Origin of the sequence: Brevibacterium sp. UCMA 11754, from assembly GCF_021532275.1 — a bacterium.
Classification (GTDB): Bacteria; Actinomycetota; Actinomycetes; order Actinomycetales; family Brevibacteriaceae; genus Brevibacterium.
Genome location: NZ_JACBOT010000034.1, coordinates 48789 through 73982, shown reverse-complemented (window position 1 = coordinate 73982; position 25194 = coordinate 48789). Strand labels below are relative to the sequence as shown.

Sequence of the window (25194 nt, the reverse complement as noted above, 5' to 3'; positions counted from 1 at the left end):
GATGAATCCGAAGAACGAGTCGCTAAGGACGCATCATGGACATTGTTGTCAACGGACGTCAACTGACCATCTCCGACAGCTTTCGCGCCCACATTGAGGACAAGATCGCGAAGGTCGAGCAGCTTGCACCCCGAGCTCAACGAGTCGAGGTACACGTCGCTCATGAGAAGAACTCCCGTCAGCCGGAGACGAGCGAGCGAGTGGAGCTCACGGTCGTTGCGAAAGGCCCGGCCATCCGTGCGGAGGCCATGGCGAGCGACAAATATGCAGCATTGGATCTGGCCTGGGCGAAGCTCGTCGAGCGATTACGGCGCGCCAGAGACCGCAACAAGGTTCCTCGAGCCGGTCACCACCGGAAGGAATCCACAGCCGAGGCCCTGGCGAAGATGCCCGTCGCCGAGTCTCTGGTTCCCGATGAGGGGCAAGCGATCGACGCGAACGAATCCGCGAACAATGATCAGACGAACGGCCGCATCAAGGCCGAAGGCGACTCACCCGTGGTTCTGCGTGAGAAGACATTCAACGGCGCTCCCATCGGCATCGAAGAGGCGCTCAACCGCATGGAGCTCGTCGGACACGACTTCTATCTGTTCATCGACGAGGAGTCGAGCAAACCGTCCGTTGTCTACCGTCGCAAGGGTTGGAGCTACGGTGTGATCACTCTCGATCACGAACTTCAGGGCGTGGCTGACTGACCTGAACCGAGCATTGCTGACTTGGACTGAGCATTGCTGACCTGAACATTCGAGCAGCACGATCGCCGAGGTGGGGGCCCCACCTCGGCGATCTGCGTCTACTGTCGAATCCGGTCTCAGGCTCGCACACCCTCGCGACCCCAGGTGACCAGGCGCCAGAGCTTCTCCAGCGGTCCCTGTCCGACAAAGCGCAGCCACAGCGCCGAGACCACGATCTGGATGACCATGATGCCGACGCAGACGAGCACACCTGCCAGATATCCGCCATGGTCATCGAACTGAGCCAGGTCGGGTTCAACAGCCTTGACGGCGTGGATGAGCAGTGTGGCTCCGATGTAGTTGCTCAGCGCCATGCGGCCCAGCGGTGCGAAGACCGGCCGCAGAAGCGCCTCGGCGGGAGTGAGCATGAGCAACATGACGATGACGACGAGGCCCAGGGCCATGGTGATGCCCAGTCCGGCCGTAATCCACAGGTGCAGCTGGCGGGTGTAGAAATCGGTGAGGAGGAAGCCGAGGACGGAGACGCTCGCGCTCAGCACACCGATCAGGGTGAGCCGGACCGGATGACGCAGAGCACGGCGGACCATGTCGGTGTACCCGATGGCAAATCCCAGTAGGAACAGGCCCGGGATGATGACGGGTCCTCCACCGGACCACACGCCTGCGGCCAGGAGCAGCGCTCCGCCGACAGCAGTTGACACGGCCAGGGCCCGGGCCGGTATCCAGGTCGAGGGAAGCAGGATGACGATCGCCGCGATCGCATACGGCAGCAGAGCTTCACCGGGCTGTAGGAGCATGTGGCCGGCACCGAGGAGTCCGAGGAACAGGAACCGGCGCAGCAGCGCCAGTCTGGGTCGGGGGTTGCGGGCTGTGGCGGAGTTCCACATGAGGCCGAAGCCGACGCCGAAGAGGGTGGAGAAGATCGGGAAGAACCGGTTCTGCACGAAGTCCTGCTCGAAAGCGCGGATGCTCTCGACGGCGCCGGATTCGTCGAGAACGCCGAGATCGAAGATCGGCGGGAGATTGACGATCATGATCCCGCACAGGGCGATTCCGCGCAGCACGTCGAGAGTCGCAATTCGGGCCCTGCCTGCAGGACGGCGCGTGGCGGTGGCAGGGGCGCCGATATCGATGGCGTTGCCGGTGTCGATGTCGATAGGGGAGTAGGTGTTGGTGACGGCGGCTGTGAGCGCGGACGATGGTTGGTCGCTGGTATCTGAACTCATGACTTCCATCCTGGTCGAGACCCGGAGTGGCCCGCATCGGCACAATGGCCGGACAGTGTGAGCAGGGGTCAGCCGTTCGGTCGATTCATCACGCCCGACTCCCACATCCGAGCGGCGATCTCGACTCGATTGCGGGCGGCGAGACGTGTCTGGATATTGCCCAGGTGACTCTTCACGGTGCCCAGCGAGATGTAGAGCTCGGCACAGATCTCCTGATTGGTCCGTCCCCGCGCCACCAGGCGAGCGACATCGTTCTCCCGCTCGCTGAGGCCGGCAACATGGTCCTCACCGGTTCTGCTGTCCTGGGAGCGGCGGCTGAGCAGATCCAAGGTCAGTGACGGTGAGATCAGGGCGTCACCGTTCGCGGCGGCTCTGACTGCGGCCAGCAGCAGGTCGGGCCCGGCATCCTTGAGGAGGAATCCGCTGGCACCGCCGGCCAGGGCTGCGTCGACGTAGTCGTCATCGTCGAAGGTCGTGACCATGATGACCTTGGAGATCGGCGTCAGGCGCGGCAGCGCCGCAAGACCGTCGAGCGTGGGCATGCGGATGTCGAGGAGGATGACGTCGGGACGTTCGCGCTTGGCCAGCTCGATGGCATCGACCCCGTCTGAGGCCTGCCCGACCACCGTGATCGACTCATCGGCGTCGAGGATGAGTGAGAATCCCATCCGCACCATTTCCTGATCGTCGACCAATGCCACTGAAATCACGTTCGTCCTCCGTCGCCTCGTGTCGGACTCATCCCTGAACTCTCGAGATCAAGGGTATCCGAGTCTCGAGCACCCAACCCCCGTCCTGGCTGGGCCCGGCGAACAGATCCCCGCCGAGGTGGTCGACCCGCGCTCGCAGACCGCGCAGGCCCGTTCCGCTGCCGGAACCGATCCCACCGGAACCGGGACCGTTGCCTACAGTGAGGACGATGTCATGACCGGAGTGGTCCCCGGGCCTCGCCGAGGTGGTCGATCCGGGCCTCGCCGAGGCTGTGGTGAAGACGCGGACCATGATCGGCACCCCGGCTCCCGCATGCCGACGGATGTTCGTCAGCGCTTCGGCCAGCACACGGTCGAGCACGGGCCAGATGGTGGAGGGAACCGCCTCGGTGTCGGTGCCATCAATGTCGATTCTCAGGTCCTGGGCTCCGGTGAAGCCGTTGGCCCGGTCGAGGAGGGCCTGGACGCTGGAGGCGACGGGGGCTCGGACCCCGGATTCGCGTGAGTCGGTCGCGGTGTTTGAGACCAATGACCGGATCTCGTCCAGCGCTCGGGTCCCCGACTCCTCGATCTTGCCCAGAGCGGTCTTGAGGACTCGGGGGTCCTCGCTGCGCACCGCAGCCTGGGAGAGGACGACGATGCCGGTCACCTCGTGGGCGACCAGATCGTGGAGTTCAGTGGCCATCCGACGTCGTTCCGCCTCGGCGGCGGTGGCATGGCGTTCGATGAGGGAACGATCGATCATGCGCAGAAGCAGGCCCAGGGCCAGGCTGACCACGATCGCGGTGGAGGCACCGAAGGCGAAGGTGAGCCCGTCGGCCCAGCCCATCAGGCCGGGTTCGACGACATTGCCCACGGACAGCAGGCTGAGAAGCAGCAGCTGCGTGCGGGTGGCGAACCATCGAGCCAGCATCACCACCGTCACCAGACTCAGCCACATCACGGTCAGGCTCAGAGTCGATGCGAAGGCGACGGGGACGAGGGCGAGGAGCAGGAGGAGGGCGGCCAGCGACAGCAGACCGAGGCGTGGGATCCGGCCCCCGGTGGAGCGGGATTGGGTGAGTACCAGGATCGGCAGCACTGTGGCCGACGCGGACAAGTTGGCGATGACGAGCAGCCAACCCGAACCGGTGAGCAGTTCGAGCAGGAACGTCAGGGGCAGGGGAAGAAGCCACAGCCACGTGATCACAGTCTTCATCGCTTCCCAGTCTAGTCAGGCCGGGTGCTCAGCCTGAGGATCATCCTGCGGCGCCGCAGTCGGTGGAGGCGTATTCGAGCTCGACAACGACGCCGGAGTCCGTGACCGCAGCACCCTTGACCGTGACGTCCTGATCCAACTCGATCTGACCGGCGCGGTGACTATCGGCGAACACCTGCAGTCGGTCGTCGGCAGTGTCGGCGGAGAAGGTGACCTTGGAACCGTTGATCATCGCGGCCTCTGTGAACGACCCGTCACCCCGTTCGATCGGATCGACATCACCGTCCGGGTGGTCGAAGGTGACGAACCGTGTCAGGCGGTCAGCATGACCCTGACTGAGTCGGTGGACGAGCAGCTGGTCCTTGTTCGTTCCGGGCTGCAGCCTGAGATCGACATAGCTGAGATCTGCGGAGTCGCGCATGGCGTAGAGGAGGTAGGGCCTGCCATGGACGTCGATCGCTGTGGCGTCGGTCCCGCAGGCGTTGAGGAAGTCCTCAACCTGTGCTTCGAGGGTGAGCTTCGACTGGTGTTCCCAGACGAAGAGGGCGCCGATGGCGGCGGCGATGAGGCAGAGTGCCGAGGCGAGTGCGGTGACGGCTTTCTTCATGGTGGGTGTTTGTTCCTTCTGTGGGCAGTTGCGGTGACAGAGACGATCCTTCCGGTCTGGGGGTGGGGCAGGCTTCGGCCGAACGGCTGATCCTGCTCGGCCGGATGGACGGATTCCGAGGCCGTGTCAGTGCGGTGATCTACTGTGGGTTCATGCAGAAGATGACACTGTCGGCAGCGCGCAGGACGGCGATCGCTGCGACGGGCCTTGACAGGCAGCGCCCGGCTCAGGTGACTGCTCGGCACTTGAAGTCGACGTTCGCGAGAATGGGGCTGACTCAGATCGACTCGGTCTCCCGCGTGGTGCGTTCGCACTATCTGCCCTACTACTCGCGCCTCGGACCGTACCCGCGTGAGACCCTCGATCGGCTCTTCTACTCAGCACCCCGCATGGGCGTCGAATACTGGGCCCACGCAGCGGCCTTCGTCCCGCCGGAGACTTACCGTCATTTCGAACGCACCAGAGCCGAATGGTGGCGCAACGACTACGGTCAACGGCATCCCGACAGCGGCCCGGATTTCCGGGCACTGCAGCGATCGGTCCTCGACGTGCTGGAGTCGGGGCCGAAGACTGCACGGGGGGTCGCAGACCTCGTCGACCATGAGATCCCCGAACGCAACCGCGATCATTGGGGTTGGAACCCCAGCCAGGTCAAGATGGCACTCGAAGCGCTGTTCGCCGGCGGCATCATCAATTCCGCGGGCCGCAATGATCACTTCGAACGCGTCTACGCCCTGCCACGCGACGTCAGTCAGTCGCTGCCGGCGCCTGAACTCGCCTACGGTCCCGCTGGCGGCCCCGATTTCGGCCTCGATCCCGAAGCCGAACGACCTCGCGGAATCTCAGGCACTGCCAACAATGTGCTCGAGCTGACCCGGATTGCGGCCCGGGCGCTGGGCATCGCCCGCCCGGACTGCCTGGCAGACTACTTTCGGCAGGCGCGCGCCGCCACCGATGAGGCGATCAGGTCGCTGCTGGCCTCCGGTGAACTCGTCGAAGTCGACGTTGAGGGGACTCGGGCACTGAAGTGGCATACGGCCAGAACTCCTCGCTCCGTCTCGGCCAGAGCCCTCCTGGCTCCATTCGACCCACTCGTCTTCTACCGGCCGCGGATCGAATGGCTCTTCGGCTTCCACTACCGAATCGAGATCTACACTCCCGCCAAAGACCGGGTGCACGGGTACTACGTGCTGCCGTTCCTCCTCGGCGAACGTCTCGTCGGTCGCGTCGACCTGCACCGGGACCAGGCAGCCGACACACTTCGGGCGCTGAAGGTGACTTGGGAACCGGGCGAAGAGAACAAGGAGGAACTGGCACTGGAGCTGCGTGAAATGGCGAAGTGGCTCGGATTGGGGGCTGTGGATATGAGCGGTACTCACCTGCCATTAAGCTAGGGAATATAGAGTCGTTCGAGTTGTTGTCAGGCATTCATGCCGATTAGGAGAAAAGTGGCTAATTTCCTCGAGAAGCTTCTGCGCACCGGTGAGGGACGCACGCTGAAGAAGCTCCGCCAGTACACGGATGCGATCAACGCGCTGTCCGAGGAGTTCAGCGAGATGTCAGACGCTGAGCTGCGGGAGGAAACAGATCGTTTCAAGAAGCGCTATCAGGACGGGGAGACCCTCGATTCGCTGCTTCCCGAAGCCTTCGCCGCCGTCCGCGAGGCCGCGGGACGCACCCTGGGCATGCGCCACTTCGACGTCCAGCTGATGGGCGGGGCGGCACTGCACCTGGGCAACATCGCTGAGATGAAGACCGGTGAAGGCAAGACGCTGGTCGCGACGGCGCCGGCCTACCTCAATGCACTCACCGGCGGCTCAGTGCACATCATCACGGTCAATGACTACCTGGCCACCTATCAGTCCGAGCTGATGGGCCGCGTGTTCCGGTTCCTGGGGATGGAGACCGGCTGCATTCAGGCCAACATGTCCTCGGACAACCGTCGCAAACAGTATGCCGCGGACATCACCTACGGTACCAACAACGAATTCGGCTTCGACTACCTGCGTGACAACATGGCCTGGTCTGCCGATGAACTTGTGCAGCGCGGACACGCATTCGCGATCGTCGACGAGGTCGACTCGATCCTCATCGATGAGGCTCGCACCCCGCTCATCATCTCCGGCCCGGCCGAAGGCGATGGCAACCGCTGGTACGAAGAGTTCGCCAAGGTCGTCAAACGACTCAAGACCGACCGCGACTACGAGGTCGATGAGAAGAAGCGCACCGTCGGTGTGCTCGAACCCGGCATCGAACGAGTCGAGGACTACCTGGGCATCGGCAATCTCTACGACGCAGAGAACACCCCGCTGATCAGCTTCCTCAACAATGCGATCCGCGCGAAGGAACTCTTCAAGAAGGACAAAGACTATGTGATCCTCGACGGTGAAGTCCTCATCGTCGACGAACATACCGGTCGTGTGCTCAAGGGCCGTCGTTACAACGAGGGTCTGCACCAGGCCATCGAAGCCAAAGAGAACGTCAAGGTCCAGGCCGAGAACCAGACCTTGGCGACGATCACCCTGCAGAACTTCTTCCGTCTCTACGAAAAGCTCTCCGGCATGACCGGTACGGCCGAGACCGAGGCCGCGGAATTCATGTCGACCTACAAACTCGGCGTGGTCCCGATTCCGACGAACAAGCCGATGCAGCGCGTCGACCAGTCGGATCTCGTGTACAAGAACGAGGTTGCGAAGTTCGATGCCGTCGTCGATGATATCGCGGAGCGCCACGAGACCGGGCAGCCGGTCCTCGTCGGCACCACCAGCGTTGAGAAGAGCGAATACCTCTCCAAGCATCTGAAGAAGCGCGGCATCCGGCACGAGGTCCTCAACGCGAAGAACCACGCAGGTGAAGCCTCCATCATCGCCTTGGCGGGTCGGAAGAATGCCGTGACCGTGGCAACGAACATGGCCGGTCGCGGTACCGACATCATGCTCGGTGGCAACGCCGAGTTCCTCGCTGTGACCGAGATGGAGGAGCGGGGCCTTGACCCCCAGGAGAACGAAGAGCAGTACGAGGCCGAATGGCAGGACGTGCTCAAGGCAGCGGAGAAGCGAGTCAAGACCGAGGCCAAGGAGGTCGTCGAATCCGGTGGCCTGTACGTCCTCGGCACCGAGCGTCACGAATCCAGGCGCATCGACAACCAGCTGCGTGGACGTTCGGGACGCCAGGGCGACCCCGGTGAGAGCCGCTTCTACCTGTCTCTGACCGATGACCTGATGCGGCTCTTCGGCTCCGGTGCCGCTGAGCGGATCATGGCCACCGCCAATGTTCCCGACGATGTTCCGCTGGAATCCAAGATGGTGTCAAGGGCGATTCTCTCGGCACAGTCGCAGATCGAACAGCGCAATGCCGAACAGCGTAAGAACGTCCTCAAATACGATGACGTGCTCAACCGTCAGCGCACGGTGATCTACGACGAGCGGCGTCGGGTCCTAGACGGGGCAGATCTGGAAGATCACGTCGCGAAGTTCCGTGAGGAAGTCATCGACGCCTATGTGGCAGAGGCAACCACCGGACCGGTCGAGGACTGGAAGCTGGGCGAACTCTTCGAGGCGCTGGGCAAGATCTATGAGCCGTCCATCACCGAAGAGGACCTGGCCGAAGAGGTCGGGGGAATCGGCAACCTGACGAAGAACCGCCTCAACCGGGAGATCCAGTCGGACATCGGGGTGTTCTACGAACAGCGTGAGGAGGCTCTGGGCGAAGAGGCCACTCGTGAACTCGAACGACGGGTCGTGCTCTCAGTCATCGACAAGCGGTGGCGCGAACACCTCTACGAGATGGACTACCTGAAGAACGGCATCGGTCTGCGTGCCATGGCGCAGAAGGATCCGCTGGTGGAATATCAGCGCGAAGGCTTCGACATGTTCAAAACCATGCAGGATGGGATCAGGGAGGACGTCGTCCGCCTCACCAATACCCTTGAGGTGACCGTGAACCGTGTCGAGGATGATTCTGACGACGATTCCGAGGTTGAGGTCGACGCGGCTGAACTGCGTCACACCACGCCCAAGATGCAGCTGTCTGCCCCATCTGAGGCTGGTTCGACCTCGTTGTCCGAGTCTGAGGATGAAGAGGCCGGAACCGCAGCCGATCAGCCGGCCAACCGTGCAGAACGTCGCGCGATGAAGAAGGCGAAGAGCTGATCACTCTCTGACGGCGGCCTCACATCGTCTGCAGCGCCGTCATCGTCCACCGGGTGGTGAGCAGTTCCAAGCGAATTGCCACCGCCCGGAATCGGTTCTGAGTGCGGACCACGACGGTGACTTCAGCGATGACGCTGGTGACCCTGCAGACTCTGGCGTTGCCCGCCTGCAGGGTGCGTGTCGCACCCAGGTCTCCGAATGGTCTGGTCGGTGCCACCTCTGCACGCAGCTGGGCGCGCTGGTCGATCTTCTCCAGCAGGGTCCGGTCGACCCAGCGGGAGATGGAATCGCTGCGTCGTATGCCGGCGAAGATCTCCAGGCACGCTACCGCCAACGATGTCGCGGTGGCGGCGATGCGGCTGTCATCACTGTCCTCTGCGGCCTTGGTGTGCTTCGCAGCAGGAGCGGTTGCAGTGGGGTTCGGTACGCCGCTGCTCAGCAGCGTCGATGCCACCCGGGGACGTGAAAGCACCAGTGGGGCAGTCATGGCTGAATCTCCAATCGTTGGCCGGGCATGATGAGGTTCGGGTTCGCACCGATCACGTCGCGGTTGGCTGAGTAGATGTCGTCGACGATGTCTTGGGTAGTGCCACCGGAGGAGGGTTGATCGGCTGCGATCGACCACAGGCTTTCGCCGGTGCCGACGATATAGATGCCAGGGCCTTCATCATGATTGCCAGGGGCGTCCTGGGGCGGTCGATTCTTCGGTGAGGAAGGACTGGGCTCGGCATCTGGGAGTTCAGGTTCAGCAACAGGAGATGTCGGTTCGGCTTTCGGTGGGGCGGTCGGCCAACCAGGGTCAGGTGGGGGATCGTCGGGCAGTGCAGTCGGCCAGCCGGGATCGAGCGTGGCACTTGCCGATCCAGCAGACGCAGCGTGAGCTTCGTTCATGAGCGTATCCGCCGGCAGGGGAGAGGCCTGGGCCGCGTTGACAGCCAGGCTTGCTGAGGCTGCGGCGAGAACGCTTGAGCGCAGTATCGTCGGCACGATGCGCACGACAGACTCTGTGACGATCGTTCTCAAACGTCCGTCGGGCAGCAGCCTGATCAGCAGCGTCAGAAGCGAAACCACTCCGAGTCGAGAAGAGAGCACGGCAGCAGTGCCGACGACGATGATGACAACGAGATCAGTGGTGCTGCGAGGCGTCGGCAGGTGAACCCAGGTGGTGACGAACGCGCCGATCAGACATAGCCACGAGACGCTGCAAGCTATCAACAGATACATGAGAGACGTCCTTCATTGTAAACGTAGCTCAATACTGCAGTTAGATGCTATTTGATGTCAATAGGTAAATATAACTACGAGCGTGTAGTTCTGCTGATCGGTGCAGAAGCTCTTGCTTGTCGCTCTTCGCTGCGGCAGGCTTCACATCATGGACGATCGGATCGACGCTCTTCTCGCGGATGTCGAAGCAATGCACGCGTCCCGGGAGGTCCACGCCAGAAGAGGTGAGCTCGGTGACGAAATTGCCTCTCTTGCCGCGCGGCACACTCTGCGCGAGCGACTGCGGGGTGCAATCGGCCAGCCGGTGCAGGTCGTTGTCGCCGCCCGTGAAATATCAGGGACAGCTGTCTTTCTCGGTCATGGGATCTTCGTGATCGCCGGCACGGAGGTGAACATTGTGGCGATCGACTGGATACGAGAGATGCGCACTGGATCCAGAAGACACAGCTGCGAATCCGATCCCCTGGAGCGGTTGGGCATGGCGTCGGCTCTGAGACGGCTGGCCGCCGACCACCAGGAGATCTCCCTGGAGCTGGCGGGCGAGGGCGGAACTGTTCGGGGGCGCAGCGACATGGTCGCCTGTGACTACGTCGAGATCTCCGGGCGGATCATCCCGCACCGTTCAATCGCTCTGGTGCGGGCCCGAGTCAACCCCTTCGCTTAGGCGTGGCTGATCGGAGGCGGTTGACGAGCCGATCGTTGATCGGGGAGTGGAGTAGCCTGTCTTCGCTTCAGTCTTCGAGCGAACCGGTCTTGATCTCGTGCTCGGCGCGTTCGTACATCCGCTGGATGTACGCCTCGATCTCGGTCTTCTCCACGCGCCACTGTCCGCGCCCGCCTACCTTGATGGCGCGAAGATCACCGGTGCGGACCAGGGCGCGGGCTTGAGCGATCGAGACATTGAGCAGATCGGCCACATCGGTGAGCGGCAGGAAGCGATTTTCGACGACCATGAGGGCCCCTTCTCATTCCAGGTGACTGATTGCTTGGTGACTAATTTTGTCAAAACCATTGCTTTGACCTCGTTTGGTGTTCAATACTATCACTCAGAAACAGTTCCTGTCATGGGAAATTTTCCAAAGGTGGAGATGCAATGGAGCTCTCGAAACGAATTCGTCGACCGAAGTGGACCGATGCCAGGCTGCTGGTCGGGGCAGTCCTAGTTGTCGTGGCCATCGTCGCGACCTATCTGCTCATCAGCGCGGCGAACGCAACCACCCGTGTGTGGGCCAGTGCGGTTCCTCTTGTCCCAGGTCAGGTGGTCAGCGCTGATGATCTGACTGTCGCTGAGGTGAATCTGGCCGATATCGGAGACAAATACCTTTCTGCGGATGCCGGCTTCCCGGACCATTCGAGTGTGCGGGCCGTGATCGCCGCCGGTGAGCTTCTGCCGGCCTCAGCCCTGGCCCCCATCGCCGAGCTCGAGGGCAGGATCGTGGCGATCGATGTCGCAGGCTCAGTCCCCACGGTCGTCGATACCGGTAGCCTGGTCGACGTCTGGGCCCAACCGGAATCGAAGGGACTCGATGATGAAGGAGTTGACCCGCAGCAGATCGTGACCTCGGCTCCGGTCTCGAACATCACCCGTGAGGTTGGCAGCTTCGGCGTCGGAGATGGTGCCAGGATCGAAGTCTTCGTCGCCAGTGCGGAGCTCGCCGATGTCCTCGGCGCGCTCGACGGCAACAGCGTCCTCTCGGTCGTCGGTGCCCCCGCCGAAGTCAAAGCCGAGGGCGGTCAGTCATGACACAGGTGCTTCTGGCCGTGGACTTCGAGTTCGATCTGATTCTGTTCGAGCTCCTCAGCGAGGTCGACGACGTCACCATCGTCGCCCGACCAGCAGATGACGTCGAACTTCTGGCGCTGTGCAGGACGGGCAGCGCCGAGGTCGTCATCGTCGGTCAGTACTTCCCAGGATTGGATGCGCAGGTCATCTCTGCGATCCTCGCAGCAGGAACCGCGGTGCTGGGATTCGGCAACGACACGGTGGCGCTGGAGTCACTCGGCATCATCAGCAGCGTTCCGTCCTCCGCAGATGCTGAGACTGTGGCGCAGGCGATCGATGACACCCGCGATTCCACCGTCGTTCCGCCCCGGCCCCTCGCTCCGCCCGGATCGCTGAAAGGGCAGGGACACATCGTCACGGTCTGGGGAACAGGTTCGTCTCCCGGTCGGACGCTGACGGCGGTCAACCTCGGCGATCATGGTGCCAGGCAAGGTCACCGCAGCGTCGTCGTCGACGCCGATACCGTGGCTGCGATGGTGGCCACGACTCTGGGGCTGACGGAGGAGTCGGCGCACCTGGCCAGCCTGTGTCGACTCGAGGTGGAGAAGACCCCGCCTTTGGACATCTCTGCCGTTCCGCATGCCGCTGTGCGCGATGATTTCCATGCTGTCACCGGACTGACCAGGCCGGACAGGTGGCCAGAGGTTCGCGCTTCGGTCCTGACAGCGGTGCTGTCTCGCCTGGCCAAGATGTTCGACCTCGTTGTCGTCGACGTCTCCGACCGGGTGGATCCCGACGATGACTTCGCCGATCCGTTCTACGACCGGCACTGTGCGACGCGCGCCGCGCTGGAGGCCGCGGACACCGTGCTCGTCCTGGCCGCAGGCGATCCGATCGGTCTGCAGAGGCTCGTCAAACTGCTGGGCACCGAACGAGTGGAGTCGATGGAGGCCAAGATGCGCATCGGCATCACGAAGGTGCGCTCAGGGGCTGTAGGCCATCGGGCCGAGGTGCGGATTCGGGAAGTGCTCACCAGATTCGTTCGCCGAGACCCCGATTTCATCTTCAGCGACGACCGGGCAACAGCCGACGCCGCAATGCTGTCCGGGCACACCCTCCATGAGGAGAATCCGAAATCTGTGCTCAGCCAGGAGATCGCTGCCGCAGTGACTGAGCTGCTGCCGGCCCGTAAGCGCTCACGGAAGTCGGGTGCGGGGCGACGGGCGACGTCCCTTTAGGATTGGAGCATGTCCATTCGCTGCTATATTCCGACCACACTGACCGCAATTCGCCAAGGGCTCGGCCCAGTGCACGCGGTCGCCCCCGATTCCCAAGGTCGAGAATTGGGCGGCGATGAATTCGAGGCACGAGAATTCGACGCACTGTGCATCGCAGCCGCGCTGGCCGCCACTCAGTCCTTCGAGGCCGCTGCTGCAGGCGCCCGAGAATCTGCATCGGATCCGGGGTCCGAAGGCGGGTCGGGAGCTGTTTCACCGCGAGCCGTCATCGCCTACGACGCTCCCGATTCGAGTGCCGGCGAAGATCTGGCTGAAGGGTTCGACGTGCTCACCCTTCCCGAGGTCGACATGGCATCGGTCGCCAGCATCCACCTCGACGAGGTCGAGGTCTGGGAAGAAGCTGCCGACATCGCCGCCGACAGGGGACACGAGGCAGCGGAGGACCACCTCGGCGACTCCGATCTTCTCTGGTACGACGCGACCGAGCTGCCCGAGCTGCTGCGCGAACGCGGCTGAGTCCGGATCAGCCCGGGCCGATCAAGCCAGCGCCTCAGGGGTGCAACTCAGAGCCTCAGGGGTGTTCGAGCTTGGCCAGACGGTCGGCAAGTCGCTTCTCGAGAATGGGCACGACTGCCTGTTCGATCATCGACCCGAATAGGGGAATCGAGGAACTGATCTCGGCGCGCACCGACAGCGAGGTTCCCGAACCATTCTGAACCAGTGCGATGAGCGCATCGATCTCAACGGGCACTCCTGCCGCATGAGCGGTCATTCGGATCTCTGCGCTGTCGCCGATGACATCGCCGGGAATCATATAGACCTCGACGAGTTCGGCATCCGCCGGAAGGCGAGAAGCCAGGGCAGAGGGCATTTCACTCTTGGGCATCGGCGTCTTCACCGTCACCTCGGTGTCGGGGTCGATCCGCTCGGCATGTGCCTCAGATCCCAGTGACTGCCAGGTTGAGACATCGGCAAGTCGGAGGAGGAAATCCGACAGAGCCTCCGAGTATTCATGGTTGAGTGTCAGAGTTCGCATGGCTCCAGTTTGCCAGGAGATCAGTGTCTTGGTGCGGCATGGCTGTCGGCGTGCCTTTCTCCGCATTTGAGCATAGTGTGGGTGGTGGCAGTTCGACGTCGAACCGCTGTAAATTTTGCGCGCTGATCATAGAGGTGACATGGTGTCTCAGGTCTCATATTCGGACATTGCAGAAGAGTGGAGGAAGCAGAGGGGACAAGGTGCCCCGGAGAATTTCATCGAAGCGTATTATCCGCGTTTCGAACCTGGCACTTCCGAAGCAGGAACAGAGGCGCTGGCCGCAGCGGCCGCCTCACACTATGCTCTAGGACTTGAATACGACGGCAGATCACCGGTGATCTCCATCTACAACCCGGACGTCGACTCTCCCGAGTTCCGCGATAACCACACTGTCATCGCCATGGTCCTGACCGACATGCCCCACCTCGTGTCCTCGATCGTCAGCGATCTGGCCACCAGCGGTCGTGCCATCCGTCAGGTCCACCACCCCATCATCGCCGTCGAGGGACAGGGCTCGGACCTGTCCGTGTTGTCTCGGGCCGAGGCCCCGGCGGTCTCTGCCGATACTGCTGGCATCCCTCTCGTATCCGAACCCGCCGAGGCGAGCGGATCCCTCCTTCCGCAGCAGCAGTCCTGGATCCGCCTCGAGATCGATCGACTTCCCGAAGAGGATCTCGCCGGTCTCGAGGACCAGCTGCGCAGTGTGCTTGACTACGTTTCGGCCGCGGCCACCGACGCCAGCGCCATGGCGATCCGGGCCAAGGACATTGCGAAGGAACTGCAGGCGCAGCCGCCCCGTTCAGAGCTCGCCTCCGAAGCCGAGGCAGCCGCCGAGCTGCTCAACTGGCTTGACGGCCACTTCACCTTCCTCGGATACCGCGAATACAACTACTCTCACGATGAGACCCAGAGCAGCCTCGAGCCGATTGAGCATACGTCCCTGGGCATCTCGACTCTGCGGCCGCTGGTGAAGTCGCCGCTGAGTCGGGCCGTGGCCGATAAGGCCGATGAACCGCATGTGCTGGTGTTGACGAAGGCGAACTCACGTTCACGCGTGATCCGCGGGTCATTCATGGACTACATCGGGGTCAAGACCTTCGACTCGGCCGGTGAGATCGTCGGTGAGCGCCGCTTCGTCGGCGTCTTCAAGCCTGAGTTCTACAACGACAGCGTTCTCAACATCCCGGTCATCAACCGCAAGGTGCGCAAGATCCTCTCCGCCAGCGGATTCCCCGCAGGATCGCATTCGGCGAATGAACTCCTGGGCGTCCTCGAGACCTACCCGCGCGATGATCTCCTGCACGACGAGACCACGACGATTTTCGATGTCGTCATGCAGATCGTCGACATGCAGGAACGTCGCCAATCACGGGTCTTCGTCCGCCGTGACCCCTACCAGCGGTTCGTCTCCGTCATCCTCTACCTGCCCCGCGACCTCTACGACACGGCGGCGCGCATGCGAGTCCAAGAGGTGCTGCGGAAGTTCTATCACGCTGAGAGCGTCGACTTCGATGTGCTGCTGACCGAATCCGCACTGGCCCGCATTCACTTCGTGGCCCGCGTCGCCCGTGACGTGGAACTGCCGCAGATCGAACCAGAGACCGTGGAGAAGCGGATTGTCGGCGCTGTGCGCTCCTGGTCCGAAGACGTCCACGCTTTCCTCGCCCCCACAGAGCGAGGTGACAGCGACAGCTCCGTTGCACGCGCGAACCGGTGGTCGAAGGCCTTCCCACCCAGCTACGAAGAACACCACTCTCCGGCCGACGCCATCGCCGACGTCGCCCGGTTCGAAGCACTGGAAGCCGGTGACGGACCCGCCGTGCGCCTCTACAGTCCCGAGGAATCCGGCGACGCCCCAGTGCGCCTGGCCCTCTACCGCAACGAGCGTGTGGGGTTGTCGGAAGTGCTGCCGTTCCTCACTGCCTTCGGAGCGACCGTACTCGACGAACGCCCCCATGAGCTGGACCTCGTCGACGGTTCACACCGCTACATCTACGACTTCGGACTCACCTTCCCCGAAGCCCTCGACGACGGTGACTGCGAACGGATCTCCGATGCGTTCATCGCCGGTTGGGAGGGCAAGAAGGAAGCCGGAGTCTTCGACCGTCTCGTCGTCTGCGGAATGCACTGGAAGCACGTGACGATCGTCCGCGCACTGGGCAAATACCTGCGCCAAGCCGGCTTCACCTACTCCGACGCCTACGTCGGTGAGGTCTACAGCGACAACCCGGAGATCTCACGGCTCCTGGTCGACTACTTCTTCGCTAAGTTCGATCCCACCGCTGACGAAGCCGGACGTGAAGACAGGACGGCCGAACTCAACGAGTCGGTCGAATCGGCGCTCAGCGATGTCGCCAGCCTCGACGCGGACCGTGTCCTGCGGTCTTCTCTCGAACTGCTGCGCGCCACAGTGAGGACGAACTACTTCCTCGACGAGACCGGCGAGCTGCCGACGGCACTCGTGCTCAAGATCCGCGCCAACGAACTCAGCTTCGTACCCAAGCCCAAACCAGCACTGGAGATGTGGGTGTACTCGCCTCAGGTCGAAGGCGTGCACCTGCGCTTCGGCACAGTGGCCCGTGGCGGCCTGCGGTGGTCCGATCGTCGCGACGATTTCCGCACCGAGGTCCTCGGACTGGTCAAGGCACAGATGGTCAAGAACGCCCTCATCGTGCCGACCGGTGCCAAGGGCGGATTCTTCCCCAAGCAGCTGCCCCCGATGAGCGACCGGGACGCGTGGATGGCCGCCGGCCAAGCCGCCTACGAGGTCTTCATCGAAAGCCTCCTCGAAGTCGCTGACAACCTGGTCTACGGTGCGAACGGCGCCCAGGAGGTCGTCCACCCGGACCGCGTCGTCCGACACGACGGAGATGACTACTATTTGGTCGTCGCTGCCGATAAGGGCACCGCTCGCTTCTCGGATGTGGCCAACGCGATCGCCGAACGTCGCGACTTCTGGCTCGGCGACGCCTTCGCCTCCGGCGGATCCGTCGGCTATGACCACAAGAAGATGGCCATCACCTCTCGTGGAGCCTGGAAGTCCGTGGAACGACACTTCCGCGAACTCGGGGTCAACACCGACGCCGATGACTTCACTGTCGTGGGCATCGGAGACATGAGCGGTGACGTCTTCGGCAACGGCATGCTGCGCAGCGAACACATCCGCCTCGTCGCGGCCTTCGACCACCGGGACATCTTCCTCGACCCGAATCCGGACGCCGCACGCAGCTTCGTGGAACGCAAGCGTCTCTTCGACCTGCCGCGCTCAAGCTGGCAGGACTACGACCGGGAGCTCATCTCCACGGGAGGCGGAGTATTCCCCCGGTCGGCGAAGTCCATCGATCTCAGTCCCGAAGCCGCGGCCGTACTGGGACTCGAGCCCGGTAAGCGCAGCCCCGCCGAGCTGATGTCGCAGATCCTCAAGGCCCCCGTCGATCTCGTCTACAACGGCGGCATCGGCACCTACATCAAGTCCTCGGACGAGAGTCATGCCGATGTCGGGGACAAGGCCAACGACGCCATCCGCATCGATGGCCGTGACGTGCGCAGCCGGGTCGTCGGAGAAGGCGGCAACCTCGGTGTGACCCAGCTGGGCCGTGTCGAAGCAGCACTGAACGGCGTGGCGATCAACACCGACGCCGTCGACAACTCGGCAGGCGTGGACAGCTCCGACCATGAGGTCAACATCAAGCTGCTCCTGCGCACCCTGCTCCACAAGGGTGCCTTCGCCGCAGAAGATCGCGAACGTGTGCTGCTGTCCTTCACCGACGACGTCGCCGACCGGGTGCTGGCCAACAACTACGCACAGAACGTGGTCCTCGGTGAGGCTCGGGCGCAGACGGAGTCCATGTCGGGCACCTATGGCCGGATGCTGAGCTATCTGGAGAAGAACGCGGACCTCGATCGTCAGGTCGAGTTCCTGCCCGATGCGCAGGAACTGACCAAGCGTGAGTTCAGCGCCTATGTCTCCCCGGAACTGGCGGTCCTCCTCGCCTACGCCAAGATGCATGCCGCCGATGAGATCCTGGACAGCGTGGTTCCCGATGAGGAGTGGATGAAGCGGGAACTGACCTCCTACTTCCCCGACTCCCTTGTCGAGAAATACGGAGAGCTCATCCCCGAACACCCCCTGCACCGAGAGATCGCGACAGCCAAGCTCGTCAACCGGATGATCGACCGCGGCGGACTCACCTACGTCTACCGGATGTTGGAAGAGACCCCCGCCTCGGTGCCGCAGATCGCCCGTGTCTTCGTCGTCGTCTCCGAGATCTTCGGACTCGATGACTTCTTCGAAGCGTTGTGCGCACTCGACAACAAGGTGCCGACCGAGGTCCAGGTCCAGTTGCAGCACGCCTATGTGCGTCTGCTCGATCGGTCTTCGCGCTGGTTGGTGCAGCAGGCACCGGACACCCTCGATGTCGATTCCGGCATCGAACGCTACGGCAATGTCGTCGCAGCTCTGCGAGCCCGCGTGCCCGACCTCGTCGACGGCTTCGACGCCGAGAGCATGAGGGCAACGGCACAGGGCTACATCGATGAAGGTGTGCCGAGCGAACTCTCCTGGCGCGCCGCAGCCCTGCTCGATGAGTTCGTGCTTCTCGACATTGCCCAGCTGTCTGCCCGTGCGGGTGAATCCGCAGAGGACGTCGCTGAACTCTACTACGCCGTCAACGACAAGTTCTCCGGTTCCCAGGTGCTCACTCTCATCGGCGATCTCGACCGCAGCGACCGGTGGTCGGCCTTGGCACGTGGCTCGCTGCGCGATGACTTCTACTCAGCGATCCTGTCGGTGGCCGGCACGGTCCTCGTCGCGACGGACTCACCGATCTCCGGGACTCCGGACGAGCGAGCCGGTCAGCGTCTGACCGAGTGGCTCGAACGCAATGAGACCGTGGCAGCGCGGGTGCTGGAGACGACCGAGACGATCCTCGGACTCGAGACCGTCACCCAAGCCCCGCTGTCGGTGCTGCTGCGCATGATGCGCGGTGTTGTCCGCTCCTCGGCATGGGAATCGGAGCAGGCCGTCTGAGCAGTGACCCCAACAGATCAGTGATAGCGTCAGATCATTGCTGACGTCGACAGACTTCGCGGGCTTCGAGCCTGCGGGTCTGTCGGCGTCTGTGCCGCCATCATCGGCCCGTGCCGTTGCCCACCCGGAAGAAGAACACAGTGCTCAACGAACTCCTGGCCGCCGAAGGCATCACCGACGAAACCGATGTCGAGTACATCCACCTGTTGGTGGGGGACTGGCAGCTCATCTCCGACCTGTCCTTTGCCGACCTCGTCCTGTGGGTGCCCTCGGCCAGCGGGGCCTATACAGTGGTGGCGCATTCGCGTCCGACGACCGGTGCGACCCTGTTCAATCGCGACCTCATCGGAGCCCGAGCCACCGGACTCGAACGGGAGCTCCTGGACACGGCAGCGAGCTCACATGAGCTGGTGACGAAGGTGGCGCAGGCGAAATCTCTGGGCGTCAACGCCGGCACCGATGACACGGAAGTCTCCGCCGAGGCGGTGCCCCTCGTCCGCGAGGGAGCGACGATCGCCATCATGGTCCGGTACTCCGAGGAGATCCGTCGTCGCGGTTCGTCACGCCTGGAGAAGTTCTACACACAGTCCGCGATGTCGTTGCTGACCATGATCGCGCAGGGTGCCTTTCCCGACCGTGATGCTCCCAGCGGCGCACGGCACGGCGAACCACGCGTCGGAGACGGCATCTTCATCCTTGATCGTGACTCCCACGTCCAATACGCCTCCCCGAATGCGGTCTCACTCATGCACCGTCTGGGTCACCGCGGTGAGATCGAAGGGGACTACCTCGCCGAGGTGGTCTCGAGTCTGAGCACAGAGCTGCGTCAGGTCGATGAGACGCTTCCGCTCGTGCTCACCGGTCGTGCCCCCTGGCGGACCGAGCTCGAGGTCGGTCGGACGAGTGTGTCGCTGCGGGCGATCCCACTGACCGATGACGGCACTCGCACCGGCGCGATCGTCCTGGCTCGGGATGTCTCGGAGATCAGACGACGCAAGCGCGAACTGCTCTCACGCGATGCGATGATCAAAGAGATGCACCATCGGGTCAAGAACAACCTGCAGACCGTTTCGGCGCTGCTGCGTCTGCAGACTCGTCGAATCGACAGCCCTGAGGCGAAGAGTGCTCTGACGGAGGCGATGCGCCGAGTCTCGATCATCGCCGTCGTCCATGATGTGCTCAGCCAGGGAGTCGAATCGGAGGTGGACTTCGACGAGGTCGTCGACAAGGGGCTGCGCCTGACACCCGAGCTGACGAGTCCACTGGTCCAGATCAGCCTCAAGCGCTGCGGCAGCTTCGGCACCATCTCCTCAGCGGACGCCACCTCATTGGCCCTGGCGATCACTGAGCTCATCACCAATGCGATCGAGCACGGGTTCCCGGTCGCTGAGCAGGAGAACCTCGCTCCGGGTGAGACACTCACCGGACATGTGTGGGTGACTCCGGAACGCGAGGGCGATCACCTGCATGTCACGATCGCCGACGACGGTGTGGGGCTGGGGGAGGATCACAGTCCCGGCAACGGGCTGGGCACGCAGATCGTGAAGACTCTGGTCTCTGCCGATCTGGCGGGTTCGATCCAATGGCAGGAAGGTGAGGGCGGCGGGACCGTGGCGATTCTCGACGTGCCTCTGCGCCCCGATTCCTACGACTGAAACCGGGTCCTACGACTGAAACCGGCTGAAATCGGCGGCTTAACGACAAAGCACCCTGCGACCAGTGAATCACCCCTTTGCAAAGGGGTGATTCGGCACTAACAGTGTGGGATGCACTGGCTGTGGGGCCCGGGGCGGACACGATTGAGTCCCTTGCTCAGAATGCGAAGATCTCGTATTCCGAGCAAGGGACTCAATTGGCGAATATCTGCGACCGTTTGTCTCTAGCCGCTGAAGGATTCAGCCAGCGCGGCGGGCACGTGCGGCGCGACGTTTGAGCGCACGACGCTCATCTTCGCTGAGACCGCCCCAGACACCGGCATCCTGACCGGATTCCAGAGCCCATTGCAGGCAGGTCTCGACTACTTCACAGCGGCGGCATACAGTCTTAGCCTCTTCGATCTGAAGCAGGGCGGGACCGGTGTTTCCGATCGGGAAGAACAGTTCCGGATCCTCGTTGAGGCATGCTGCACGATGTCGCCAATCCATGGTGACCTTTCGACGAATTAAGTGAACGCGGTTTACGACACCCAAATTCCAGGCGCGCAACTCTCTTACCCAAGGTTCACATAACCGTTTTGGGCACACAAGGGTAATGCAGTGTGAAATTTCTGACAAATATTTTGTTCATTGTCCTGCTATGGGGCCCTTGACGCAAATTCGTCCACTATGCGTCTTTCTCGAGGCAGCAGGCAACGACGACATCATGATGCGTCCCTCCTCCGAGGTGTGCCAAGTTCACGGCTAGACTGGCGATGAAACGACTGGTCACCTCGGCGGCGGCTCCAATCACCGCTGACTCAGTCGAACACGAGAATCTGAACTCAACGTGAACCAATGGAGGACTCATGACAACGGACAATCTTTCCCAGGCACGCATCATCTCTGTCGGCGGGCACACCCCTCAAGTCGATCCCGGTGCATTCATCGCAGCCGGTGCCACCCTGGTCGGGGACGTGAGGGTGAAGAAGGGCGCGAGCGTCTTCTACGGCTGCGTGCTCCGCGCTGAAGCCGCCCCGATCACCATCGGCGAGGACTCGAATGTGCAGGACAACACGGTCATGCACACAGATGAGGGCAAGCCAGTCGTCATCGGTTCACGGGTCTCCATCGGCCATCAGGCCCTTGTTCATGGGGCAGTGGTCGACGACGACGTCCTCATCGGCATGCACGCCACCGTCCTCAACGATGCCCACGTGGGCTCCGAATCACTCGTCGCCGCAGGCGCGATCGTCCTTGAGGGCACCGAGATCCCACCCAGGTCGCTGGTGGCAGGAGTCCCGGCCAAGGTGCGTAGGGAGATGACGGACGACGGCGTTGAGAAGGTACGCCAGAACGCTCAGTCATACCTGCGTCTGTCGACACTGCACCGAGATACTGCCGAAGTCATCGACGGACTCTGAGCCACCTCGGGGAATGCGAGGTCTTGAGTCTCAGACTCTTCGAGTCGCCCCTGAGACCCTGGTCCTTGAGCGTTGTCAGAACCGAGGCGTCCATTCGCTCTGTCGTCCGCTATTTGAGAGAATTGCTCTGTGAACACTGAATTTGAATCCACTGCAGATCGCGTCGTCATCATCGGTGGTGGCCCGGGCGGATACGAAGCCGCACTGGTTGCCGCCCAATTGGGTGCGGACGTGATGCTGATCGAGCGCAACCGCTGCGGTGGGGCCGCAGTCCTCACCGATGTCGTTCCGTCGAAATCGCTCATCGCCACGGCCGAGATGATGGAGGAGATCGGCCGTTCTGAGAGCTTGGGCATCCGCATCTACGACAGCGAGGGCGATGACGGCGATACGGTCGTCGCGGACCTCAAGGCCGTCAACAAGCGCATCCTGTCGCTGGCCGACGCCCAGGCCAATGACATCTACGAAGCGCTGGTTCGAGCAGGTGTCAAGGTGATCCAGGGAACTGCGACCCTGGCTGACCGCGATCATGTCAACGTCGTCGAAGAAGGCGGCACAGAGTACACGCTCGAGGCGTCGACGATCCTCCTGTCCGTGGGCTCTCATCCTCGTGAACTCGACTCGGCGAAGCCAGACGGAGAGCGAATCCTGTCCTGGACGCAGCTCTACGATCTCGATGAGCTCCCCGAGCACCTCATCGTCGTCGGCTCAGGTGTCACCGGTGCGGAATTCGCGTCCGCCTACCGTGCGCTGGGAACGAAGGTCACGCTGGTCTCCTCCCGTGAGAAGGTTCTGCCTGGTCAGGATGAGGATGCTGCCGATGTGCTGGAGTTCGTGTTCCGCAATAAGGGCATGAATGTCCTGTCTCGGTCGCGCGCCGACTCGGTGAAGCGGACCGAGAGCGGCGTCGAGGTGACTCTGTCGGATGGCCGCCGTGTCGAGGGATCACACTGCCTGATGGCCGTCGGTTCGATCCCGAACACCGAGGACCTCGGCCTGAGCGCCGCGAAGGTCAAGGTCGCCGAGTCCGGTCATATCAAGGTTGACGGCGTTTCACGCACCTCCCGCTCCGGTGTGTACGCCGCAGGTGACTGCACCGGTGTGCTGCCGCTGGCCTCCGTGGCGGCCATGCAGGGGCGGATTGCGATGTTCCATGCGCTCGGCGATGCCGTGCAGCCGCTGAAGATTCGTCACGTGGCATCGAATGTGTTCACCGCCCCAGAGATTGCGACCGTCGGCTTCACCCAATCCGACTACCGGGAGAACTCGACCGACATCGATACGGTGATGTTGCCCCTGGACACGAATCCTCGCGCCAAGATGCTCGGCATCAAGGATGGATTCGTCAAGCTCTTCGCCCGCCGAGGTTCGGGTTCGATATTGGGCGGAGTCGTCGTCGGTCCTCGTGCCAGTGAGCTCATCCTGCCGATCACCATGGCTGTGGAGAATCGTCTGACAGTCGATCAGCTCTCCGCTTCGTTCGTCGTCTATCCGTCGGTGAGCGGGTCCCTGACAGAGGCATCACGGCAGCTGCACCGCCACCTGTAGAAGTTTTCTCTCTCCGAACTGTCGATATCGGGACCAGCCACCCGTCAGTATGGTGTCAGGCACCTTCGCTTGACGTGCTCAGCAGACGCTGGCGCACAACTGACGTAAGGAGAGAGATATGAAGTACGCACTTCTGCTCATGGGAAATGTCGCCGATGCCGAATGCGGTGCGGACGAGGGACCTGATCCCAGGGAGTTCATGGCCTTCGATGAGGAGATCAACGCGGCGGGCATCGTCGTCGGAGGATTCGCCCTCGAAGGTCCTGAGACCGGTGTGCGCGTCAGTACTGCGGCCGCTGAAACCGTCGTGACCTCGGGACCGTTCGCAGAAAGCGGTGAATTCGTCGGCGGAAGCTACATCATCGAGGTCGCGGATATCGACGAGGCGATCGCATGGGCGGAGAAGAGCCCGGGTTCCGCTCTGGGCCACATCGAGATACGGCCTCTCGCCGATTACTGATGGTCTCTGCAGGCAGGGCCGAGCAGCCGGCAGTCGCCGCGATTCTCCACACGATCGATGTTGAGGATCGTGGGCGACTGCTTGCAGCTCTGGCAGCGAAATTCCATGATCTCGACCTCGCCGAGGATGTCCTCCAAGAGGCCATGGTGCGGGCCTTGGAGACCTGGACTCAACGTGGTGTGCCGCAGAATCCCCAGGCATGGCTGATGACTGCTGCGAAGAATCGGGCACTCGACATCATCCGCTCCGATGCGGTGAGGGCGCGTCGACTTGCCAGACTTCGCATCGAATCCGAGGCCGACGCCGGTGATCATGTCGACCACGCGGTCCGCCTCGGCGAAGAGCTGAGCTCCGTGAGCATTCCCGATGAGCGACTTGGCCTGTTCTTCACCTGCTCGCACCCGACCTTGAAGGAACGGGAGAAGATCGCCCTCATCCTGCGTTTCCTGGCCGGTCTGAGCACCGCCGAGGTTGCGGCAGTCTTCCTCGTGGATACGACGACCATGCAGCAGCGTATCGTCAGAGCCAAGAAACGGATCACCACGACGGGAATTCCTTTCGGCACACCCACAGCGGAGCAGCTGCACGAGCGCCTTCCCGGGGTCCTGCGGGTTGTCTATCTCATCTTCACCCAGGGGTTCACACCCACGACAGGTGTCGACCACAGCCGAATCGATCTGCAGCGGGAGGCAATAGTATTGGCGCGGCTGCTCGTGACGCTGTTGCCGCAGGTGACCGAGGCTAGGGGCCTGCTGTCGCTTCTGCTGCTCACGGGTGCGCGAGCCCCGGCGCGAACTGACTCCGCCGGGGCGCCGGTGCCCTTGGCCGAGCAGGACCGCAGGCTGTGGGATTCGAAGCTCATCGCAGAAGGGCTGGGGCTGGCGCTCACCGCCGCAGGTGAACCAGGGGCCGGCTCGTACACAGTCCAGTCCGCGATTGCGGCCCTGCACGCTGAGGCCGCCACCTACTCGGAAACTGACTGGGCGCAGATCCTCGTCCTCTACGGCCTTCTCGCGAGACTCGAGCCCGGCCCGGTCGTGGAGCTCAATCGGGCCGTGGCCAAGGGAAAGGCGAAGGGCCCTGAGGATGGGCTCACCGCGCTCGAGGACCTGGCCGCGGAACCAGGATTGGAAGGGTATCGCCCCTTCCACATCGCACGAGCGCTGACATTTGGTGAGCTGGGGATGCCCGAGCATGCGGAAGCGGCTTTCAGGAAAGCACTGGACTGCCCGGGGAATGATGCCGAGTCCGATTACATCGAGAATCAGATCAGGGATCTGCTCTCCTGAGA

At 62.7% G+C, this 25194-nt stretch carries 22 protein-coding genes; 13 read left to right on the top strand and 9 right to left on the bottom strand.

The features are described from left to right. Window positions 1–35 precede the first annotated feature (35 nt). The gene (gene hpf, locus HX613_RS19725) at window positions 36–695 is read left to right on the top strand and encodes a ribosome hibernation-promoting factor, HPF/YfiA family (RefSeq protein ID WP_235346884.1); all 660 of its coding nucleotides are present in this window, start codon (window positions 36–38) and stop codon (window positions 693–695) included. Between the two features lie 116 nt (window positions 696–811). Here the strand turns inward: hpf and HX613_RS19720 are convergent, their stop codons facing one another. The 4 genes from HX613_RS19720 to HX613_RS19705 all read right to left on the bottom strand — a co-directional run bounded on the left by HX613_RS19720 (window position 812) and on the right by HX613_RS19705 (window position 4436). Next, window positions 812–1921, bottom strand: coding sequence for a DUF418 domain-containing protein (locus HX613_RS19720; RefSeq protein WP_235346883.1), 1110 nt, complete (start codon window positions 1919–1921; stop codon window positions 812–814). 68 nt (window positions 1922–1989) lie between these two features. After that, complete coding sequence (locus HX613_RS19715) at window positions 1990–2631, bottom strand: response regulator transcription factor (RefSeq protein WP_328285006.1); 642 nt, start codon at window positions 2629–2631, stop codon at window positions 1990–1992. Window positions 2632–2659: 28 nt separating this feature from the next. Further along, window positions 2660–3829, bottom strand: coding sequence for a sensor histidine kinase (locus tag HX613_RS19710; RefSeq protein WP_235346882.1), 1170 nt, complete (start codon window positions 3827–3829; stop codon window positions 2660–2662). Window positions 3830–3869: 40 nt separating this feature from the next. Beyond that, window positions 3870–4436 carry a hypothetical protein gene (locus tag HX613_RS19705; protein ID WP_235346881.1) on the bottom strand — a complete coding sequence of 189 codons (567 nt, stop codon included), beginning with the start codon at window positions 4434–4436 and terminating at the stop codon, window positions 3870–3872. Between the two features lie 152 nt (window positions 4437–4588). Between HX613_RS19705 and HX613_RS19700 the strand changes: the two genes are divergently transcribed. Both HX613_RS19700 and secA read left to right on the top strand, forming a co-directional pair. After that, window positions 4589–5830: a winged helix-turn-helix domain-containing protein gene (locus HX613_RS19700; RefSeq protein WP_235346880.1), complete on the top strand. Its 1242-nt coding sequence runs from the start codon at window positions 4589–4591 to the stop codon at window positions 5828–5830. A 54-nt stretch (window positions 5831–5884) separates the two neighbouring features. Further along, on the top strand, window positions 5885–8587 hold the full coding sequence (gene secA, locus HX613_RS19695) for a preprotein translocase subunit SecA (RefSeq protein WP_235346879.1): 2703 nt from the start codon (window positions 5885–5887) through the stop codon (window positions 8585–8587). 19 nt (window positions 8588–8606) lie between these two features. Here secA and HX613_RS19690 read toward each other — a convergent pair whose 3' ends face one another. Together HX613_RS19690 and HX613_RS19685 are read right to left on the bottom strand one after the other, a co-directional pair. Next, on the bottom strand, window positions 8607–9074 hold the full coding sequence (locus HX613_RS19690; protein ID WP_235346878.1) for an Rv3235 family protein: 468 nt from the start codon (window positions 9072–9074) through the stop codon (window positions 8607–8609). Further along, window positions 9071–9811 (bottom strand): LysM peptidoglycan-binding domain-containing protein, encoded by a 741-nt coding sequence (locus HX613_RS19685; protein ID WP_235346877.1) that lies wholly within the window; start codon window positions 9809–9811, stop codon window positions 9071–9073. Before HX613_RS19685 ends, HX613_RS19690 begins: the two co-directional genes overlap by 4 nt. A gap of 148 nt (window positions 9812–9959) precedes the next feature. Between HX613_RS19685 and HX613_RS19680 the strand changes: the two genes are divergently transcribed. Continuing rightward, window positions 9960–10475 (top strand): hypothetical protein, encoded by a 516-nt coding sequence (locus tag HX613_RS19680; protein WP_235346876.1) that lies wholly within the window; start codon window positions 9960–9962, stop codon window positions 10473–10475. Between the two features lie 67 nt (window positions 10476–10542). On the opposite strand, the gene HX613_RS19675 is transcribed toward HX613_RS19680, so the two are convergent. After that, window positions 10543–10764 (bottom strand): helix-turn-helix domain-containing protein, encoded by a 222-nt coding sequence (locus tag HX613_RS19675; protein WP_143921250.1) that lies wholly within the window; start codon window positions 10762–10764, stop codon window positions 10543–10545. A gap of 140 nt (window positions 10765–10904) precedes the next feature. On the opposite strand from HX613_RS19675, the gene HX613_RS19670 reads away from it, so the two are divergent. The 3 genes from HX613_RS19670 to HX613_RS19660 are packed head-to-tail and all read left to right on the top strand — an operon-like array spanning window position 10905 to window position 13288. Further along, on the top strand, window positions 10905–11555 hold the full coding sequence (locus HX613_RS19670; protein WP_235346875.1) for a hypothetical protein: 651 nt from the start codon (window positions 10905–10907) through the stop codon (window positions 11553–11555). Next, window positions 11552–12772, top strand: a complete 1221-nt coding sequence (locus tag HX613_RS19665; RefSeq protein WP_235346874.1) for an AAA family ATPase — start codon at window positions 11552–11554, stop codon at window positions 12770–12772. Before HX613_RS19670 ends, HX613_RS19665 begins: the two co-directional genes overlap by 4 nt. Before the next feature lie 9 nt (window positions 12773–12781). Next, window positions 12782–13288 (top strand): DUF6912 family protein, encoded by a 507-nt coding sequence (locus HX613_RS19660; protein WP_235346873.1) that lies wholly within the window; start codon window positions 12782–12784, stop codon window positions 13286–13288. A 55-nt stretch (window positions 13289–13343) separates the two neighbouring features. Here the strand turns inward: HX613_RS19660 and HX613_RS19655 are convergent, their stop codons facing one another. After that, complete coding sequence (locus tag HX613_RS19655; RefSeq protein WP_235346872.1) at window positions 13344–13808, bottom strand: DUF2505 domain-containing protein; 465 nt, start codon at window positions 13806–13808, stop codon at window positions 13344–13346. Window positions 13809–13947: 139 nt separating this feature from the next. Here HX613_RS19655 and HX613_RS19650 point away from each other — a divergent pair, with 139 nt between their 5' ends. Continuing rightward, window positions 13948–18837, top strand: a complete 4890-nt coding sequence (locus HX613_RS19650) for an NAD-glutamate dehydrogenase (protein ID WP_235346871.1) — start codon at window positions 13948–13950, stop codon at window positions 18835–18837. A gap of 140 nt (window positions 18838–18977) precedes the next feature. Then, window positions 18978–20492, top strand: coding sequence for a sensor histidine kinase (locus HX613_RS19645; RefSeq protein ID WP_235346942.1), 1515 nt, complete (start codon window positions 18978–18980; stop codon window positions 20490–20492). Window positions 20493–20732: 240 nt separating this feature from the next. On the opposite strand, the gene HX613_RS19640 is transcribed toward HX613_RS19645, so the two are convergent. Next, a complete protein-coding gene (locus HX613_RS19640) occupies window positions 20733–20981 on the bottom strand; it encodes a WhiB family transcriptional regulator (protein ID WP_009884680.1) in 249 nt (82 codons plus the stop codon). Window positions 20982–21340: 359 nt separating this feature from the next. Between HX613_RS19640 and HX613_RS19635 the strand changes: the two genes are divergently transcribed. The 4 genes from HX613_RS19635 to HX613_RS19620 all read left to right on the top strand — a co-directional run bounded on the left by HX613_RS19635 (window position 21341) and on the right by HX613_RS19620 (window position 25192). Continuing rightward, window positions 21341–21895 carry a gamma carbonic anhydrase family protein gene (locus tag HX613_RS19635; protein WP_235346870.1) on the top strand — a complete coding sequence of 185 codons (555 nt, stop codon included), beginning with the start codon at window positions 21341–21343 and terminating at the stop codon, window positions 21893–21895. A gap of 129 nt (window positions 21896–22024) precedes the next feature. Continuing rightward, window positions 22025–23443 carry an NAD(P)H-quinone dehydrogenase gene (locus HX613_RS19630; RefSeq protein ID WP_235346869.1) on the top strand — a complete coding sequence of 473 codons (1419 nt, stop codon included), beginning with the start codon at window positions 22025–22027 and terminating at the stop codon, window positions 23441–23443. Between the two features lie 118 nt (window positions 23444–23561). Further along, window positions 23562–23903, top strand: coding sequence for a YciI family protein (locus HX613_RS19625; RefSeq protein ID WP_235346868.1), 342 nt, complete (start codon window positions 23562–23564; stop codon window positions 23901–23903). Next, window positions 23903–25192 carry an RNA polymerase sigma factor gene (locus HX613_RS19620; RefSeq protein ID WP_235346867.1) on the top strand — a complete coding sequence of 430 codons (1290 nt, stop codon included), beginning with the start codon at window positions 23903–23905 and terminating at the stop codon, window positions 25190–25192. The genes HX613_RS19625 and HX613_RS19620 overlap by 1 nt, the downstream gene beginning before the upstream one ends. Window positions 25193–25194: the final 2 nt, after the last annotated feature.

Coding starts and splice junctions, on each gene's coding strand:
- hpf (WP_235346884.1), top strand. CDS start 36: ATGGACATTGTTGTCAACGGACGTCAACTGACCATCTCCGACAGCTTT.
- HX613_RS19720 (WP_235346883.1), bottom strand. CDS start 1,921: ATGAGTTCAGATACCAGCGACCAACCATCGTCCGCGCTCACAGCCGCC.
- HX613_RS19710 (WP_235346882.1), bottom strand. CDS start 3,829: ATGAAGACTGTGATCACGTGGCTGTGGCTTCTTCCCCTGCCCCTGACG.
- HX613_RS19705 (WP_235346881.1), bottom strand. CDS start 4,436: ATGAAGAAAGCCGTCACCGCACTCGCCTCGGCACTCTGCCTCATCGCC.
- HX613_RS19700 (WP_235346880.1), top strand. CDS start 4,589: ATGCAGAAGATGACACTGTCGGCAGCGCGCAGGACGGCGATCGCTGCG.
- HX613_RS19690 (WP_235346878.1), bottom strand. CDS start 9,074: ATGACTGCCCCACTGGTGCTTTCACGTCCCCGGGTGGCATCGACGCTG.
- HX613_RS19685 (WP_235346877.1), bottom strand. CDS start 9,811: ATGTATCTGTTGATAGCTTGCAGCGTCTCGTGGCTATGTCTGATCGGC.
- HX613_RS19680 (WP_235346876.1), top strand. CDS start 9,960: ATGGACGATCGGATCGACGCTCTTCTCGCGGATGTCGAAGCAATGCAC.
- HX613_RS19675 (WP_143921250.1), bottom strand. CDS start 10,764: ATGGTCGTCGAAAATCGCTTCCTGCCGCTCACCGATGTGGCCGATCTG.
- HX613_RS19670 (WP_235346875.1), top strand. CDS start 10,905: ATGGAGCTCTCGAAACGAATTCGTCGACCGAAGTGGACCGATGCCAGG.
- HX613_RS19665 (WP_235346874.1), top strand. CDS start 11,552: ATGACACAGGTGCTTCTGGCCGTGGACTTCGAGTTCGATCTGATTCTG.
- HX613_RS19660 (WP_235346873.1), top strand. CDS start 12,782: ATGTCCATTCGCTGCTATATTCCGACCACACTGACCGCAATTCGCCAA.
- HX613_RS19655 (WP_235346872.1), bottom strand. CDS start 13,808: ATGCGAACTCTGACACTCAACCATGAATACTCGGAGGCTCTGTCGGAT.
- HX613_RS19650 (WP_235346871.1), top strand. CDS start 13,948: ATGGTGTCTCAGGTCTCATATTCGGACATTGCAGAAGAGTGGAGGAAG.
- HX613_RS19640 (WP_009884680.1), bottom strand. CDS start 20,981: ATGGATTGGCGACATCGTGCAGCATGCCTCAACGAGGATCCGGAACTG.
- HX613_RS19635 (WP_235346870.1), top strand. CDS start 21,341: ATGACAACGGACAATCTTTCCCAGGCACGCATCATCTCTGTCGGCGGG.
- HX613_RS19625 (WP_235346868.1), top strand. CDS start 23,562: ATGAAGTACGCACTTCTGCTCATGGGAAATGTCGCCGATGCCGAATGC.
- HX613_RS19620 (WP_235346867.1), top strand. CDS start 23,903: ATGGTCTCTGCAGGCAGGGCCGAGCAGCCGGCAGTCGCCGCGATTCTC.